General features: G+C 40.7%; 16 protein-coding genes and 1 pseudogene. 12 read left to right on the top strand and 5 right to left on the bottom strand.

The window, feature by feature from the left end; translation table 11 throughout:
• The first annotated feature begins 2 nt into the window (after positions 1–2).
• The 5 genes from QOW94_RS05310 (at position 3) to QOW94_RS05290 (ending at position 4819) form a co-directional block, all read left to right on the top strand.
• Entirely contained in the window at positions 3–890 is an 888-nt protein-coding gene (locus tag QOW94_RS05310; protein ID WP_283679204.1) for a DUF4430 domain-containing protein, read from the top strand.
• Entirely contained in the window at positions 839–1780 is a 942-nt protein-coding gene (locus tag QOW94_RS05305; RefSeq protein WP_283679203.1) for an energy-coupling factor transporter transmembrane component T, read from the top strand. The genes QOW94_RS05310 and QOW94_RS05305 overlap by 52 nt, the downstream gene beginning before the upstream one ends.
• On the top strand, positions 1750–3399 hold the full coding sequence (locus QOW94_RS05300; RefSeq protein WP_283679202.1) for an ABC transporter ATP-binding protein: 1650 nt from the start codon (positions 1750–1752) through the stop codon (positions 3397–3399). The genes QOW94_RS05305 and QOW94_RS05300 overlap by 31 nt, the downstream gene beginning before the upstream one ends.
• Positions 3396–4106: an ECF transporter S component gene (locus QOW94_RS05295; RefSeq protein ID WP_283679201.1), complete on the top strand. Its 711-nt coding sequence runs from the start codon at positions 3396–3398 to the stop codon at positions 4104–4106. The genes QOW94_RS05300 and QOW94_RS05295 overlap by 4 nt, the downstream gene beginning before the upstream one ends.
• 449 nt (positions 4107–4555) lie before the next feature.
• Positions 4556–4819: a hypothetical protein gene (locus QOW94_RS05290; RefSeq protein ID WP_283679200.1), complete on the top strand. Its 264-nt coding sequence runs from the start codon at positions 4556–4558 to the stop codon at positions 4817–4819.
• Between the two features lie 28 nt (positions 4820–4847).
• On the opposite strand, the gene QOW94_RS05285 is transcribed toward QOW94_RS05290, so the two are convergent.
• The gene (locus QOW94_RS05285; protein ID WP_283679198.1) at positions 4848–6566 is read right to left on the bottom strand and encodes an SHOCT domain-containing protein; all 1719 of its coding nucleotides are present in this window, start codon (positions 6564–6566) and stop codon (positions 4848–4850) included.
• Between the two features lie 148 nt (positions 6567–6714).
• Here QOW94_RS05285 and QOW94_RS05280 point away from each other — a divergent pair, with 148 nt between their 5' ends.
• The 3 genes from QOW94_RS05280 to QOW94_RS05270 all read left to right on the top strand — a co-directional run bounded on the left by QOW94_RS05280 (position 6715) and on the right by QOW94_RS05270 (position 8189).
• Complete coding sequence (locus tag QOW94_RS05280) at positions 6715–6918, top strand: helix-turn-helix transcriptional regulator (RefSeq protein ID WP_283679197.1); 204 nt, start codon at positions 6715–6717, stop codon at positions 6916–6918.
• On the top strand, positions 6908–7435 hold the full coding sequence (locus QOW94_RS05275; protein WP_283679196.1) for a DUF3278 domain-containing protein: 528 nt from the start codon (positions 6908–6910) through the stop codon (positions 7433–7435). Before QOW94_RS05280 ends, QOW94_RS05275 begins: the two co-directional genes overlap by 11 nt.
• A gap of 157 nt (positions 7436–7592) precedes the next feature.
• Positions 7593–8189 (top strand): hypothetical protein, encoded by a 597-nt coding sequence (locus QOW94_RS05270; RefSeq protein ID WP_283679195.1) that lies wholly within the window; start codon positions 7593–7595, stop codon positions 8187–8189.
• A 75-nt stretch (positions 8190–8264) separates the two neighbouring features.
• Here QOW94_RS05270 and QOW94_RS05265 read toward each other — a convergent pair whose 3' ends face one another.
• Positions 8265–8648: an ASCH domain-containing protein gene (locus QOW94_RS05265; RefSeq protein WP_283679194.1), complete on the bottom strand. Its 384-nt coding sequence runs from the start codon at positions 8646–8648 to the stop codon at positions 8265–8267.
• 129 nt (positions 8649–8777) lie between these two features.
• Positions 8778–9704, bottom strand: a complete 927-nt coding sequence (locus tag QOW94_RS05260) for an AEC family transporter (RefSeq protein ID WP_283679193.1) — start codon at positions 9702–9704, stop codon at positions 8778–8780.
• 258 nt (positions 9705–9962) lie between these two features.
• Here QOW94_RS05260 and QOW94_RS05255 point away from each other — a divergent pair, with 258 nt between their 5' ends.
• From QOW94_RS05255 to QOW94_RS05245, 3 genes are all read left to right on the top strand, one after another.
• Positions 9963–10313 (top strand): hypothetical protein, encoded by a 351-nt coding sequence (locus tag QOW94_RS05255; RefSeq protein ID WP_283679192.1) that lies wholly within the window; start codon positions 9963–9965, stop codon positions 10311–10313.
• Positions 10314–10379: 66 nt separating this feature from the next.
• Positions 10380–11339, top strand: a complete 960-nt coding sequence (locus tag QOW94_RS05250; RefSeq protein ID WP_283679191.1) for an alpha/beta hydrolase — start codon at positions 10380–10382, stop codon at positions 11337–11339.
• Between the two features lie 95 nt (positions 11340–11434).
• Entirely contained in the window at positions 11435–13639 is a 2205-nt protein-coding gene (locus QOW94_RS05245; RefSeq protein WP_283679190.1) for an amidase family protein, read from the top strand.
• 58 nt (positions 13640–13697) lie between these two features.
• Here the strand turns inward: QOW94_RS05245 and QOW94_RS05240 are convergent, their stop codons facing one another.
• Positions 13698–14045, bottom strand: a complete 348-nt coding sequence (locus QOW94_RS05240) for a DUF1516 family protein (RefSeq protein WP_283679189.1) — start codon at positions 14043–14045, stop codon at positions 13698–13700.
• 125 nt (positions 14046–14170) lie between these two features.
• On the bottom strand, positions 14171–14827 hold the full coding sequence (locus tag QOW94_RS05235) for a C40 family peptidase (protein ID WP_283679188.1): 657 nt from the start codon (positions 14825–14827) through the stop codon (positions 14171–14173).
• A gap of 675 nt (positions 14828–15502) precedes the next feature.
• Here QOW94_RS05235 and QOW94_RS05230 point away from each other — a divergent pair.
• Positions 15503–16220, top strand: a pseudogene (locus tag QOW94_RS05230) (TSUP family transporter).
• Positions 16221–16349: the final 129 nt, after the last annotated feature.

Genomic DNA, 16349 nt, shown 5'->3' with positions numbered 1-16349 from the left:
TAATGAAGCGAAGTAAATTTTGGAAGATTTTTAGCTGTTTAGTGATTGCGTTAGGGCTAGTGTTTAGTGTTGACGAAACAATTAGTCAGACGGCATCAGCAAATAGTAACGTTAGAACAAGCAAAGCTGCCAAGAGCCACGCAACGGAACATGGTAAGCAAACCAAAGCTAAAAAGAGCAAGAAGACTTCAAAGAAAAAGACTAGTAAGAAATCGAAGAAAACTTCAAAAAAAGCGAAGAAGTCTAGCAAGTCAAAGAAGACTAACAAACCTAAGAAAAGTAAGAGCCAATCAAAAAAGCCTGCTAAAAAGAAACCAGCAAGTCAAACAAGTAAACCCCAAGAGAGCAAACCAGCTCCCACTGTAAGTTCTCAACCAGTTCAACAACCTGTAAGTCCAGTTATTCTTAACGCTGGTGGGTTGATTTCCGTTACTAATGGTAGTCAGTCAGTATCAACAAACACCAATACCAGCAGCAGTTCGAGTCAGGCAACCACTAATTCAAACAGTGATTCAACTAGTACTCCTGTTGATCCAGCCAAGGATAGCGTCAAAGTAGATGTCTATGGCCCAATTAGTAAAGGCAACAAACTATTGACTTCTGGATACGTAAAGGCAAATAAGGGAGATACTGCATTTACAGTCTCCCAACGGCTTTTTAATCAAAACGGGGTAAAAATCGATTATACTGGTAGTGGTAGTACCGTCTACGTTTCAATGATCGCAGGATATCGGGAAATGCAACTTGGTTCCATGAGTGGCTGGCTCTACAGAGTTAACGGAACCTTTCCTGATGTATCTTGCGGAACCTATTCTGTTAAGACTGGAGATACAGTTGAATGGATGTACACAGAAAATATGGGACAAGACCGCAACGCTCCAATGGGTTAAAGTCGCGGTTAGTCTTTGAACAACTGAATCCGTGGGTAATGTTTACTTACTATATTTTGACGATTGCGTTTTCAATGACTTTTATTCACCCAATCTTTTTGGGGTGTGAGTTATTGATCGTCATTCTGTTAAACGTGGTTTCAAAAAATGGCAAGCAACTAGTGGCCGTTTTGCAAGGAAGTCTGTTCATGATGGCGTTTATCATGATAATGAACCCAATTATCAATAATCACGGAACGCATATTATTATGACTATTGGTGGAACGATAATCACGGTTGAAGCAGTGGTGTATGGGGCGTTGATGGCCTTGTCACTAGCAATCGTGATGGTGGTGTTTGTTTCCTATAACAAAAGTTTTACCAGTCAGAAATTTATGTATTTATTCTCCCGAATATCACCACGGTTGACGTTACTTACCCTGATAACCATCAGGTTTGTTCCGCTCTTTATTCAACGGTTTAAAAATATCGTGACGATTCAAGCGACACGGGGGATTCAAATGACCAGTGGTAGCGTCAAGCATCGAGCCAAATCGGGGATGAGGTTGTTAGAGGTGCTGTTAGTCAACTCCTTCTACAATGCATTGCAAACCGCTGATTCGATGACAGCTCGGGGCTACGCAAGTGGTAAACGGACTAGCTATGAACGGTATCGATTTACCCTCCGAGATTTTGTTTCCTTAGGGTTATTACTCGTTGGTAGTGGGATTTGTTTTTACTCTGCGACCAAGGGTGTTGGCCGGCTGGCGATTTATCCAACTTTAGGAAAAGTTGGGTTGAGTGCGAGTGGAATTGGTGTGCTTGGATTAGTAATTCTGATTTACAGTTTTCCAATAATTCTTGAAGCTTGGGAGTGGGTATGGTGGAAATTATCAAAACTGAAGGGCTAAGCTTTCAATATTCCTTAGCTGACAAGAAAAGTTTAAATAATATTGATTTAACAATTGAAAATGGTGATTTCATCACACTTGCTGGGAGCTCCGGAAGTGGGAAAACGACTTTGCTCCGGCAGTTAAAATCGGAACTTTGGCCAGTTGGAAAACGTGAGGGTAGGGTGCTGTACCAAGGTGAGCCAATTGATGAATTGGATGCTCGGGTTAGTGCCCAGAAAATCGGCATGGTTTTTCAAAGCCCTGACGATCAGCTGGTGATGGATAACGTAATTCAGGAACTGGCCTTTTCATTGGAGAATATCGGGTTAGCTCCTGATGAAATTCAAAAACGAATCGCTGAGCTGGTTAACTTTCTTAATTTGCAGGATATTTTATACGAGTCCGTTCATAATTTATCTGGTGGTCAAAAGCAGATGGTCAACCTGGCAGCCGTGCTGATTTTGAGGCCCCAAGTGTTGCTGCTAGATGAACCAACTGCTCAGCTGGACCCAATCGCTACCAAGGAATTTATTTCGTTATTAAAACGGGTGCACGATGAGTTAGGAATTGCCGTACTGATCAGTGAGCATCGGTTGGAAGACGTGATTCCATTGTCCAACAAACTATGGTTGATAGACGAAGGAACCATGCAGTATGAAGGTGACGTTACGGGTGGCCTTAAAGCAATGTGGGCTAGTGATAAGTTGACTAACTTTATCCCTGACGTTCCGTTTGTCTTTTTGAAGACGGGGCTGACAGATAGTAATGCCATTTCCAAGTTGCCGTTGACGGTCGATAAGGGCAAACAAATTCTGCAGAACCAGCAAATTGATTTAGTTGGGAATCAAGCAGCACCACAAGCCACTCCAGGTGAAGAGACGGTTAAGGTGGCCCGAACTTCGTTTGAGTACACCAAAAACGGGTTGTACGTTCTGGATAACTTGAACCTGACCGTTCATAAGAACGAGTGGTTGGCAATTATCGGTAAGAACGGAACTGGGAAAACCACGCTACTGAAAGTGATCATGGGAATTTTGACTCCCAGACGGGGTAGCATCAAGGTCCTAGGTAAAAAGCTCCGGTCCTGGAAACAGGCAGATTTGTACAACGAAATTGGCTATCTGTCACAGAATCCAGCGGATTACTTTACTTACGATTCAATTGAAGAGGAGTTCTTTAATCGGGCTGAGCAGCTAAAACTTGATACTCCCAATGAAGCGGCTGAGGGGATGATGGCAGAGCTTGACCTTGCTAAACTCCGAAAGCAAAACCCACACGACGTTAGTGGGGGTGAGCAGCAATTAGTTGCTCTCGGTCTGATTTTAATGTCGAGCCCCCGAATTCTATTGTTGGACGAACCAACCAAGGGGTTAGACCCATTGCGACGCTTGCGGTTAGGTAAGTTGATCAAACAGCTTCAACTAGATAAGCAATTGTCGATCATCATGGTTAGTCACGACATGGAATTTAGTGCGCGGTTTGCTGATAAATGTGCATTGATATTCGATGGTGAAATTGTTTCGGAAGACGAACCCCACAAGTTCTTTGCGGGAAACTTCTTCTACACAACGGTGGTTAACCGACTGTTGAGAAACCAATTGCCAAATATCATCAATAGGGAAGAGGTCAGCCGATGAAACTGAAATCAATTCAGGCTCATGGTGGCCTGATCTTAGCAATTATTATCATGGTTGTGGCCTTGGCTTCGATACTGGTATTTAAGGGTGATCACTACTTGGCGTTTAGCTTTGCCTGTTTGATTGCCAGCATGTTACCTTTTTACTGGGACTTTGAAGTTAACCAGTTGCGGGCTAGGGAGATTGTTTTCCTGGCTGTGTTGGCAACGGTGGCGGCAGTGGCTCGTGTACCGTTCGCGCCTTTACCTAGTGTCCAACCGACAAGTTTTATCATTATTGTGTCGGCGTTGGCACTGGGGAAAGACTCAGGATTTATTATTGGTTCAACGGCCGCAATTGTTTCAAACCTTTTCTTGGGTCAAGGGCCATGGACCCCGTGGCAGATGTTTTGCTGGGGGATGATGGGGGTGACCGCAGGAATTATTGGCAAGTATAAGTGGTCGCAAAATGTGAAAGTCCTTTGTGTATTTGGGTTTGCCTGGGGGTTCATTTTCGGTTGGATCATGGATCTATGGTATGCACTGGCCTACGTTCAACCATTAAACATGAAGACGTTTATTGCTGCGTTTGTGGCTAGCGCCTATTTTGACCTTGCCCACGCCCTTTCAAACGTATTCTTCATTGCCTTATTCTATAAGTCCTGGTACCGAATAATAATGAGATTCAAGCAGAAATATGGGTTGTTGGATGAAGCTGAAATTAAATAGTAAACAAAACCGGTGATAATTTCGAATTGGAGTTATCACCGGTTTTTTCTATTTATCTAGTTGTTGATACACTTTGAATTGCAATTGTTTTCCGTCTTTCATACAGTCTAAATAATGCGTAGCCGATCAGGCCAAACAGTCCAGGACCTGCAAGTTCATAGATGTGTTTTCACTGCCTGATCCAACTCCTTCTCACCAGCGGAGCTCTCTTTATGAATGCAAGTCAGTTACTTTTCTAATCATAACTTCATGTTTGTTATTTTGTTTTAATTATTGATTGACTATTAATTTATCAGAATCTGTGCCAATGTCAAGGCTAGAATTCAAATTTTTCAATGAAAGTAATTCTAGTTGAATAAAAAATGCCGTAACAAAGGCGTTACAGAACCGATTTAAAATAAATGATTTCGTGGTAGGATTAAAATACTTTAGGAAAGCGAGACTAATCTTTGATTAAAAAATCTGCCCGTGATGCTCTCGGATTTATCATTATCGGAATAATTTTTGACGTTTTCTTAATTCCTTTTGAGCTCATTATGCACCGACCGATTTTGAACGGAATGGTTCCAATTTTTGAATCGATTAGTCGTAAGCCAGTCGTTGCTTTCGCTATTGCGGAAACGACTGCTTTTTGTTGGCTTTTGCTATTTATGGTTATTTTATTCTTTAGGTGGCTTAACGCAGCGTTAAGAAAACAAGATATAAAAAAGTAAGGGTCGCAATTTGCGACCCCTCACTTTTCTATTTCAGCAAGTCTTTCTTCTGCTTTTCAAATTCATTCCGGTCAATTACACCCGCGTCCAACAACGATTTTAACGTTTTTAGCTGTTCGAATTTATCTGGAGCAACCACGTTATTGAATTGATTTGGAGCAACTGGATGTTCCTCAACTCGTTCAAATTTGATCATTGAATTATCTTCAAATCTGGTCCCATGTTCTTCTGCTTGATCTTGTTCAATTGATATCAAGATTGGAATAGTGATGGTAGCTGGGATTAGATAGATATTTAGCTCATTGTTAGCGGCATTTTCATAATACTTTTTGATTGCGAGAAGTCCCTGCTCATATGCTTCAAAGTCAGATTTATTGGTTGAAATCTTAGTTGATTCAGCCTTAGCAGTTTTCTCGTCTTTGAATGCAACGTAAAGATTATTCTTAAGTGGAATGATAACCACTTTATCAAGAATATTTTTACCAGCTGGTTCAATACTGTCAGCTAGGGTAGGGAATACGTTCTTTTTAAGAGCTGGTGTCATTTGTTTGAACTCATCAGCCTGAACAGCAATCGATGAAGCATCGGTAATCAAAGGAATTGGATTCTCGTAATTAGGATCAATGATAATTGGCCGGATGATTTGGCTCATATCGGTTACCGATAACGAGAGTAGGGTGGCGATTTTTTCGTACTCAACTAGTTTCTTAAACCACTCATCTTGGTGATTGAGAATTAGGTCACGGAAGTAATTTGATCCTTCAATATCCTTAACGATAAATCCGGATTGATCCAATGAATTCCAGCCACTAACGGGGGTAATGTGATTATCAAACAATTCGGTCATTTGGCGCCGCAAATCATTATAGCCAATTTTGCCACTAATAATTTCTTCAGGCATATTGATAATCGTACCGTAATCGTTGAGAGCAAAGTTGGCAGGCATTGATTCTGCTGAGTCACCCTCATCGTCGACGTTAGGAGCAAGTACTTTAGCGAGTCGGTATAGTGATCGAACAGTTTCTGTTGTCCCAGTAATGGCAAACTCATGTTGTTTGTTTGAAAGGTAAATAACATTCTTTTCCCGTTCAACATTTTTAATTGGTTCGAAACTATATTCTTTAGTGCGTTGGCGATGGGTAGTTGGATTGTCACCGACGAAATAAACACCACGGTCACTTACTGTAATCGTTCCGTCAATGGTTGGTTCCAGACTAGACCGGTCCATGGATGCCTTGGGTTTCTGCAACAACACTGCTGGGCCCTTATAGTAAATGGTGTTCGAGTGATCTTCGTCATCGCCACTTAAAATTGCTCCAATAAAGCCAACATCTAGGTGAAGGTAGAAGTGCATCTTAATTTCCTGCATCAATTTGTCATCGTTTTCTAAAGTTAGAATACTGACAACGTTTGATGTATTAGGGCTACCCTTAGCCAAAATTGGGAGGACTTCGCTAAAGTTAGTACTCGTTATCCGCTTGAAGTTTTTGTGTAGTTGTTTGATAACCAAATCATCAGCAAGGACGAACGAAAGTGTGGTGAAGTGACTATAATTCTCATCTTGGAGTTTGTTGATGGTGTCGTTATCGTTGACCACAGCCTCATACTCCATGAACATTCTCAGTACTTGGTTGAATGTGAGTTTAGTGTCAAAGTAAGCGATTTGGCTGGCAAATTCATTAAAATGATTAATTATTGTTTTAATTTTTGGATCAGTTTTAAATAAATTTATAAGCGAATCAGTCATATAAATTACCCCATTAATATAGATAGATTAGTTATTCTAACAACAATTATACACTTTTTAATCAGTTTGAATAATGTCATGTATATTTGACAAAGTAAATAATATGAGTATTATATGTCATATATAGATGACAGAAGGAGCGAAAGGGATGAATCGAGTTCGTGAGTATCGAAAGCGACAAAAACTGTCCCAATTTGAACTTGCAGAGAAGATTGGGGTTGCTAGACAAACAGTGAATTTGATTGAAAATGATAAGTACAACCCAACGTTGAAACTTTGCGTTGACCTGGCAGTTACGCTTGGAACTGATTTAAACACACTATTTTGGAAGGTGGATGAGAATGATGACTAAGGAAACAATCATGGATAAAATAATTAAACGTTTTTACGGAATTTCAGGACCACTTGATGAGTATCGGCGAGCAGAGATTAATCAAATTGGGAATAACTGCTTTATGATCTTGATTATATATATGTTTCTGAGTAGCTTTGCGGCTTTGATCTTTTATACGCGGTTTCCTGAGGCGACCTTCTTTGCCTTGATATTTATGAATTTGGGCTTTTTGCTTTATGGTGTCTTTATGTATATTTTATTCAAAGTGGCCAAACTAAACCTTACAGAAAATGAAGTACCAGCGGATAAGATTAAGGATGCCAAGAGGCAGGCAGCCAGACGCGGACTATTAGCCGGTTTTGAATTTCCTGTCCTTATGTATGGGTTTACCGTTTTGACTTCTTGGGGCATGAAAGAGCCTATTTTACCTGAGATTTTTTCACTTAAGCGGATAGCCTTTTACGTCATTGCTGGTGTCTTGTTTGGGGTAATGATGTGGCTGATTTGTTTAGCAAGAATCACAAAGGCTAAGTAAATAGCATTGGTCTTGGTCATATTTACCCGTTGTTCTATAATTAACTTGATGAATTAACCCAGAAGGGAAAATTAACATGAGATCAAGTTATGAACGTTTAATCAAAATTGGTATAACGGCGTTGCTTATTTGTTTTTGGAGCGTTAGGCACTTTATCATGCAGACATACTATGGTTATAAGGGTTGGTGGCTGATACCATCTCTGATTGTTTGGTTTATCCCGATTATTGTGGGAACATATTTCTTACTGAGATATATGAAGGATAAGTCAAAAAACGACCTGGGTCTGGCAGCCTTGATTGCACTACTGACGGTGTTTTCCTTTAAACTGTTTCGAATTTTTCCCTATCGGACTTTGTTTATTCCGGCCTTGTTATTACTGACGGGGTGGATGCTTGGGTGCGTCATTCTCAGAGAAAAGCGGCCGAAAGGAATAAGCACGGTGGCAATCTTGGCCTTTCTAGGAACACTTTTTTGTTTATTATCACCAACCAGTAGCGCCCGGCTGTACTTGTTTGGGTACTATCCTTCAGCGGATGCGATTATCACTGATTTAAGAACTTTTAATCAAAGTGGCTATACGAATAAAAGTCGGGATTATGCGATTTATTTTCCTGAGAAACCAGCAATCAAGGAACTGTTCGTTTTGAGCGAAAACAGTTTTGATAATAAGCGATACACGAACCTTGAAGTAAAGGTCACCAGGTATGGAATCTTTTATGTGCCGACTGAGAATTTTTGGTGGAAAAGTTAATAAAATAATAGCTTCAGGGATAATTTCAAATTAATGAAGATTATCACTGAAGCTTTTTTAATGCCTTAACCACAATTAGTAAATTAGCGGTTGAATATATTTATCGAAGTATTTATCAAACGTTGCCTGATTTGGTTTATTCTCCGGTCGTAATTCTTTATGAATGTGAATCAGAGAATCATCAACATCGTACAGGTGTAATTTGCCCTTGACCGGGAAAGGTTCAATGAAATCTTCAACTTCGATTTGCCAGGCATAATCGCGATCCCCGAGTTTCTCGATATCATACAGATTTACGATGACAAAGGCATGGCCAGGAATGGTACCTTTGATTTTGCGTTGGGTAGTGCAAACTAGCAATGGACCACGGTAATCAGTCTTCCAGGAACGGTATTCTTCGACTTTATCACCCATGAAGATTTCGTTGGCGTAGTCGGCTCTGATGGATAAGGCTTTCATGGTGGGACACCTCCAAGTTGTTTTTATGTAAAGTATACAAACATTTGAAAATAGAGTGTTGAATTAAGCTTGAGTATAAAGAAAAAGACAACGACTCCCCCAAAGAATCGTTGCCTTATTTCAATTCACCTATATTCCTCTCGCTAACATCATCAATCCCAACGAGATTACCGACATAAACGTACTCAATGATAAAGTTGATGCCATCTCCCGTTCCGCCACGTGGTACTGGTTTGCAAAGATGGTCGAGATTGCAGCGGTCGGAATCCCCAACGTCATCAATGCCATATCCATCGTTACTTTTGGCGACTTGAAGAGGATCATGAAACCAAAAATAATCAGCGGTAGGAGAATGTTCTTTGACAGAGCATTGACCCAGACTGCCTTTGAAAAGCTTGGCCGTTCTGAGTACAAAATCACTCCTGATGCAAACAGGGCTAATCCACCAGTTGCGTTACCAAGCACTGAGAAGACCCGTTGCCATTGCGGTGCGATCTGAACTCCAAGCATTGATAGTGCAAAGGCAAGGACTGGTGCCCAGGCTACCGGTTTCTTGAATGCGTCCTTCATAATCTGAAATCCACTTACATCTGAATCTGCGCTGTCTGACGAAAGGAGCATTACCGCAATTGGAATCTGAACGATGTTCATTACTAGACCACCAATAGTGACAAGCAACGCACTGTCATGAGGGAACAGAGTCCCTAAAATCGTTGGCCCGATAAACGGAACGGCAGGCCCAGCAATTGTTAGAGCGTGGAGGGTTGCTAGGGATTTTGTTTGGTGAAAACCATACTTTGCAATCAGGTAGACAATGATAAACCCACCAGCCATACCAGCAAAAGTCCACACAGCAACGTCTAGCCGACTAAAAATTTCATCTCGATTGGTGCTCAACACACCACCAAACAAACTTAGGGGCAGAGTGTAATTAAGGACTAGTTTATTGATCCACCCAGCCTGTTTTCCAGAAAAATCTTTTTTGCTAGCTGCGTAATATCCAAGAAGCAGGGTAACTACGATTGGTAGCAGGGCACTTACTAAGGACGATACCATTTTGTTCATCTCCACGTTATTTTTAAGTGATTATTAAATGTTGATTAGAACCAACAGTCGACAAAAACCGTTGTTTAGTATAGCTTATTTAGAAAATATGTAAACAGCTAATTGCTAAAAATTAAAATAAAATGAGCGAATTGACAATCGTTTGCGGGGGATACTAATTATTATTTATCAGACTACTTATTAGTTCGATTTAGTTATCTGTGATTTAATAGACTGGAAGATGTTTTGGGGAAAACACGGGGGAAACGTATGAAAAAAATTATTCGGAGCATCGTCTTCATTGATGATACTGGGAAGGAAAAACAGTTTGATGGGTTGAGTAGTGATACCCAGAGTGTTTTGCGATTGGATCCCGCTAGAACTAACGAGATTCATAGTCAAAATGTTAGACTCACCGCTGAGGAGAACGAACAATTAAAGTTGTTCTTCGAAGACGAAACTAGGGAAGCACGGTTTCAAGAGATTTTCGATAACGATGAATATAGCCAATTTTATTGTCAAACTGATGATGGTGAAGTTTTTAGATTTCCTATGGAGAGTGTCCTTTACTCGATTAAAAAGGTTCCAGTAAGCGGGATTGTTTTAAGCCTGAGGTTTTGAATTACCGACATAATCACTATGCTATAATGGACATTGTCATAATTTTATTCATTGGGGGATAAAACATTGTCTACAAGGAAAAAGTTACTGACCAGCTGGGCGCAAATACTCGGACTGGCTTTTTTTACTGCTGTCTGTTTTGGTGGCGGTGAGATTTCTAGTCAGGCTCAGAGTGTTAACAAGCCAATCAAACCCGTTATGTACACGGTTCATAAGCCGGTAAAGGCAGTGCCGACAACTGCGAAAAATGAACCGATTGTTTTTCTTCACGGGTTTAATGGGAAGTACTGGTCAGAAAAGTATTTAATCAATAGTCTCGCTAAACACAAGCATGTGCGGAAGGGACTCAAAGTGTACGTTGATGCGGGGAACCGGATCAAAATCACCGGGAATTATAAGCAGTCAGCAACGACTCATAATACGATTGCTATTATCATGAAAAATAATCGGGCGGGGGATTACGTATTTACCCGTCAGCTCAACCAAGCGATGAACAAGTTAGCAAAAACATATAAGTTCACAAGATATTCCGCCGTTGGCCATTCGATGGGGGCATACACTTGGGTTAACTTTTTGGAGACCCACCCTAAGTTTGAAAAGCATGCCAAGATTGACCGACTGGTAACGATTTCTGGGGCTTTCAACGGGGTGCTAAGGTTCAATGGCCCAATGTCGATGGCTACTGGTAATGCTCGTTACCTCTTCAATGATGGGTATCACATCAACCGGTTTGGTCGGAAGGGCCGGCCGATGATTATTCATCCGGAGTTCAAACACTTACTGAAGTTCCGAAAGAATCTACCGCGAGGACTTAAGATTTTAAATATGTATGGTGATTTAGGCAACGGAACTAGATCTGATGGGGTGGTTACCACCGTTTCTGCTCAGAGTATTCGGTATTTGGTTAAAGGGCTGCCGATTGCTTATCATCAAAAACGGTTTATGGGGTATAATGCCCAGCACCGAATGATCCATATTAATAACCAACCAGTTAAGAAAAGCATGGCCAAATTCTTGTTGGGATAAGCTAGATTATGAAGAGGCATTGCAGATTGTGAAATTTGCAGTGCTTTTTTTAGTTTGCTCAGTTATAATTAATCTTATATGGGGAGATGAAAAGTTTGAGAAAAATTAATGGCGTAATACATAATTTGTTGAAAACGGTTACGGCCGCCGGAATATTGCTGGTAGCGTCGGGAACTGTGGCAACTGCGAACGATGGTTTGACAAGCAGTTCATTAGCTCAATCGCCGGTCACTGCGACAACTGATCAGACCGGCATTAGTATGACAACCTATGAGAATAGTAGTGCGACTGAATTAGCCCAAATGGTTCGGTCTGGAAGAGTCACTAGTGAACAACTGGTTAAGCTTGCTTATAACAAACTTAAAGCTGATAATCCGACACTTAATGCGGTTATCACAACCCGTGAGGCAGATGCTTTGAAGGAAGCTAGGGAATTAAAGGATACTGGCCAACCGTTTTATGGAGTTCCAATCCTGATAAAGGGATTGACTCACACAATTGCTGGTGGTGAGAATTCAAATGGACTTGCTTTCAATAAGGATGTGGTATCTAAAATTGATAGTCGGTTTGTTCAACAGGTGAGAAGTGATGGCTTTATTCCAATTGGCCAGACAAACTTTCCGGAAATGGGATTATTTAATGTGACGAGTTCGATTGCGTATGGTAATGCAAGTAACCCGTGGAATACTGACTATAATCCAGGTGGTTCTTCTGGTGGGTCAGCTGCGAGTGTTGCTGATGGGATTACGCCAATCGCAACAGCTAACGATGCCGGTGGTTCGATCAGAATTCCTGCATCATGGACTGGTTTAATTGGATTAAAGCCAACTCAAGGAATCATCAAAACTGATGGTAAGAGTGCCCCAGGAGTAGTTAACTTAGCTGAAACTAAATCAACGGCAGACCTACAGACATTCTTTGATACCTTTAAAGGAACTAATATTGAGGCAACTCCTGCCCCAGCTAATTTGAAATCTTTGACGATTGCATATTCGACTAAGTCACCGGTTGGAACGCCAGTCAGTGATGATGCGGTTAAGGCTGTTGAAAATACCGTTGCTTTCTTAAAGTCCCAAGGATTTAATGTTAAGCAGGTTGATGCTCCAGTTGATGGCGTTAAATTGATGCAGGGATACTTTGCCAACTCACTTAGCGAAGGATCATTTGCGGAGTATCAGGCTAAACAAAAGCTTGGCCGAGATTTACAATTTAATGATGTTAATCCGATTACCTACGCTCTATATCGAGCTAGCGTAAAGGCAAAGAATGATTCGACTGCTTATTCAACTTTAATGAATCAAACAAAGGCCGATTTTGCGGATATGCAGTCCAAAATGGCTGAGTTTCACAAGCAATACCCAATTTACTTAACACCAACAACGGCAACGACTGCACCAAAAAACGATGATCCAATTGTGTTACCAGCATACGCTGAAAAAATTAAGCAAATGGACAGTCTTGATTTTAATGGCCAGATGAAGTTGATCTACGATGCTTGGCTACATGGTTTAAGCAAGACGCCATTTACTCAACTTGCCAATATTAGTGGCGACCCAGCAATTAGTTTACCAACCTACGTAAGTGGCGCTAATATGCCACTGGGAGTTCAACTAGAAGCGGCAAAGGGTCAGGATGAAACGCTGATTACAATGGCTAAACTGTTTGAACAAAATAATCAATTTAAGATGTTGAGTCATAGTGATGAGAGTGTAACTCAGCCTAAATCTGATGCCAGTGGACTTGTTTCTAGCGGTAACTGGTCCGCTCTAATCAACGTCAAACCACCTTATGCTGGAGTGCCAGCAAGCAAAGCTCCAGTTAAGGTCAAAGAACAAAAGCAGCCAGTGACTGAGATTTTGGTTTACGCTAAGAAATCAATGTATATGTATCAGCACGCAACCTTTACTGAGAGTCAAAAAGTAGAGAAAATCAGTAAGGCTACTCGGCCATACAGAGATACCCTGTTAGTTACCGGCTATAAACGGTCAACTGAGGGTAGATTGAAGTACCACGTTATTGATACCAGAAATGACAAGAGTGGTTACATCACTACAAGACAGGACTTTGTTGAACCACTGTTTTATTCGACATTGCCATCGTCTAAGCAAATTAAGGTTATCAATGCTCATGGGATTTACCAGTATGATAAAGACAATTTGACTAAAAAGTTAGCCTATGAAAAGAAGGGGACGACTTTAAAGGTCAAAAAGATCACCCATGATGGTAACGTCACGAGATTCCAACTTACGAATGGTAACTACGTGACTGCCAACAAAGAGTATGTGATGGCTATAAAGTAACATTTAACTAAAAAAACATCTCAAAATTCAGATATTTCTGAATTTGAGATGTTTTTTGTTAGATAAATGGTCTTCCCTGAGCTAACCACAAGCCAAGAACGCCAACGACAACCAGGCCAATAATTGCGTCCCAGACCAATCCAGTAGTGAGTTGCTTTTTGTTTTGCTTGGCAAACGCAATTTCAATTAGGGCAATTGAACCAAGGGCAACGATGATTTTGATAATGCTCATTGATGGGTTGTATTTGAAGGTTTCAATGAGTAAGAATATTCCGCTCCCAATTGCTACCAGGTAAAGAACCCGAGCAATCATCTGCCAAACAATTGGGCGTTGGGATGATCCAAACAGATCAATTAGTACGACAATCAATAGCAGTACCCAAGTTATTAAGTGAATCCAAAGCATAAAATGTCATCTCCTGTTTGTTTAATAATAATTGTACCGCTATCTTGGCCTGGGAAAAGAAAAAAATCCGCCAGCGATTTGATAATCGTTGACGGGTCTTTATTAATTTTGAACTTGTCTAATTGTTATCCGTTAACGTGACCAGCAAAGCTAGGCATGAACGCACTGTTGATGGTTTCGATATCAACATTTTGACCTGGTTGTGGAGCAGCAACGAATTGGTTGTTACCGATGTAGATAGCAACGTGGTGAGTTGCGCCTTGGGCTCCCCAGAATAGCAGGTCGCCAGGCTTAGCAGCTGAAACGGCCTTCTTGGTTACGTGGCTTTCTTGGGTAACGGTGTAGTGGCCGAGTTTGATATTAGCGGCTTTTTGGTAAACGTAGTCGGTAAGACCTGAACAGTCCATACCGCTGAGTGATTCGCCACCCCATACGTAAGGGATGTTTTGGCCAGCTAATTTCTTAGCCAAACTAACAACTGCTTGAGCCTTTGAATCTGAAGTACTGCTACTTGAAGTAGTGTTATTTGCAGATTGGGTAGTAGTGGTTGTCGTTGTGGTCTGAGTTGTTGGGGTGGTTGTGTAACCATTGGTAGTTGCTGATTGTTGGTAAGTTGCGTAGTTATTGTAATTGTTGTAGCCATTGTTGGCATAGTAACTAGCGGCTTGAGTTTGTTGGGCGTTAGTGTAAGTGTCGGCACTAGCTGAAGTAGCTGTTAGTGCTGATCCACCGAGAACTGCGCCTGCAAATGCTAATGATAATAAACTTTTTTTGAATTTCAAAATTACACCTCATATTTTCTTTTTCAAACTATGGGGCATATCTTACCTACTCAAGTTATCAGGACAATTACCACAATATATTAAAAAAGTGACGGTTAAAAATAGTTTGTAATGTAGGATAAAAGGCATTGGGCGGGGATTGGTTGCGTAAAATGTAAACTAGGTGGGACAAAAAACTTGTAATATTTGGGCAAATTGTGTATGGAATATTACGATGATGACGAAAGTGTGGGCAACTATGTCTGCCTATTGCGACATTTATCTAATAAATGTTCAAAAATATTATTTATCATGATAAATTGTGAAGAAATAATGAAGTGAGTTTGAAATAATCAAGAAGATTTAACTTATTGGTTACATAAGCAATTGCACTTGGTATTCTATATACATCAGTTGAAGCAACGCAGCTGATCAACCCATGGGGATGGGTTGAGGGGGAACGGTTTAACATAGAATGCATCATGCTTTTGTTGGGGAATAGAAGCATGGGGGTAAGAATAGAATGTTAACGGGGGACGTTAATATTACCGTTGGAATTTTGGTTCCAACTACTTATTGGGTATCGGTTTTCAACTTTGATTGAAAACAGGTACCTTTTTTGTTGTCGCTATTTTCTTTTCTCCGAAGTCCACTATAATAGTAATAATGGTTTAGTTTGGAGTTGATTAAGTGACGATTCTTTGGTTTATTTTCTTACCAGCTGTGTTAGCTGGCCTAGTTCAGGGAATTACTGGTTTTGGGTCCGCAATTGTGTTAATGGTGTTTTTGCCAAGTATTCTGCCAATTCCTCAGAGTGCCGGGGTTGCATCCTTGATTATGTCGGTCTCTAACTTGATGTTGGCAGTGCGCTACCGAAAGCACGTTAAAGTTAGCCGCCTGATAGGGCCCTTTATTGTTTATGCTGGCGTGGCGTTCTTTTCTTTAAAACTGGGTGGTGTGTTAGATGTTAAGATTCTAAAAATGCTACTTGGCCTGCTATTGATTGGACTATCTGTTTATTTTCTATTCTTTAAAAAGATGACTGCTAAACAGCATTATCCAATTTATGTCGCGATTGCCTTTATGGTAATCTCGGGAATTCTTCAACGGATTATTCGGGATTGGTGGCCCCTTGATGGCAATGTACTTCTTGTCGTTAGCGGCTACCAAAGAAGAGTATCTTGCTAGCATTCAGACGTTCTTTTTGATTGATCAAGTATACGTAACTAGTGTCCGATTCTATGACGGAATTTTAACGGTAGCGGATATTAAGTTTATTTTGATTGGAATTGTTGGTGGAATAATTGGGACGATGATTGCTAACCGAGTTACCAGAAATATGAATATCAACATGATTCAAAAAGCCGTCTTCATTTTTATTGGAATCAGCGGTTTGTATTATTTAATTAGGTGAATAAAAGGCGATGGAACAGAAAGCATGCGAAGTTGCTTTCGTCGTTTCACCCCCGGAAGGCCAACGGTAACTGAGGGTCATGAATAATGGGCCTCAGTTACCGTTGGCTACTGCGTGTAGCAATAATTT

Source organism: Lentilactobacillus sp. Marseille-Q4993 (genome assembly GCF_951230165.1).
Classification (GTDB): domain Bacteria; phylum Bacillota; class Bacilli; order Lactobacillales; family Lactobacillaceae; genus Lentilactobacillus.
Note: the sequence above shows the minus strand (reverse complement) of the source record. Positions and strands in the feature narration are given on the sequence as shown.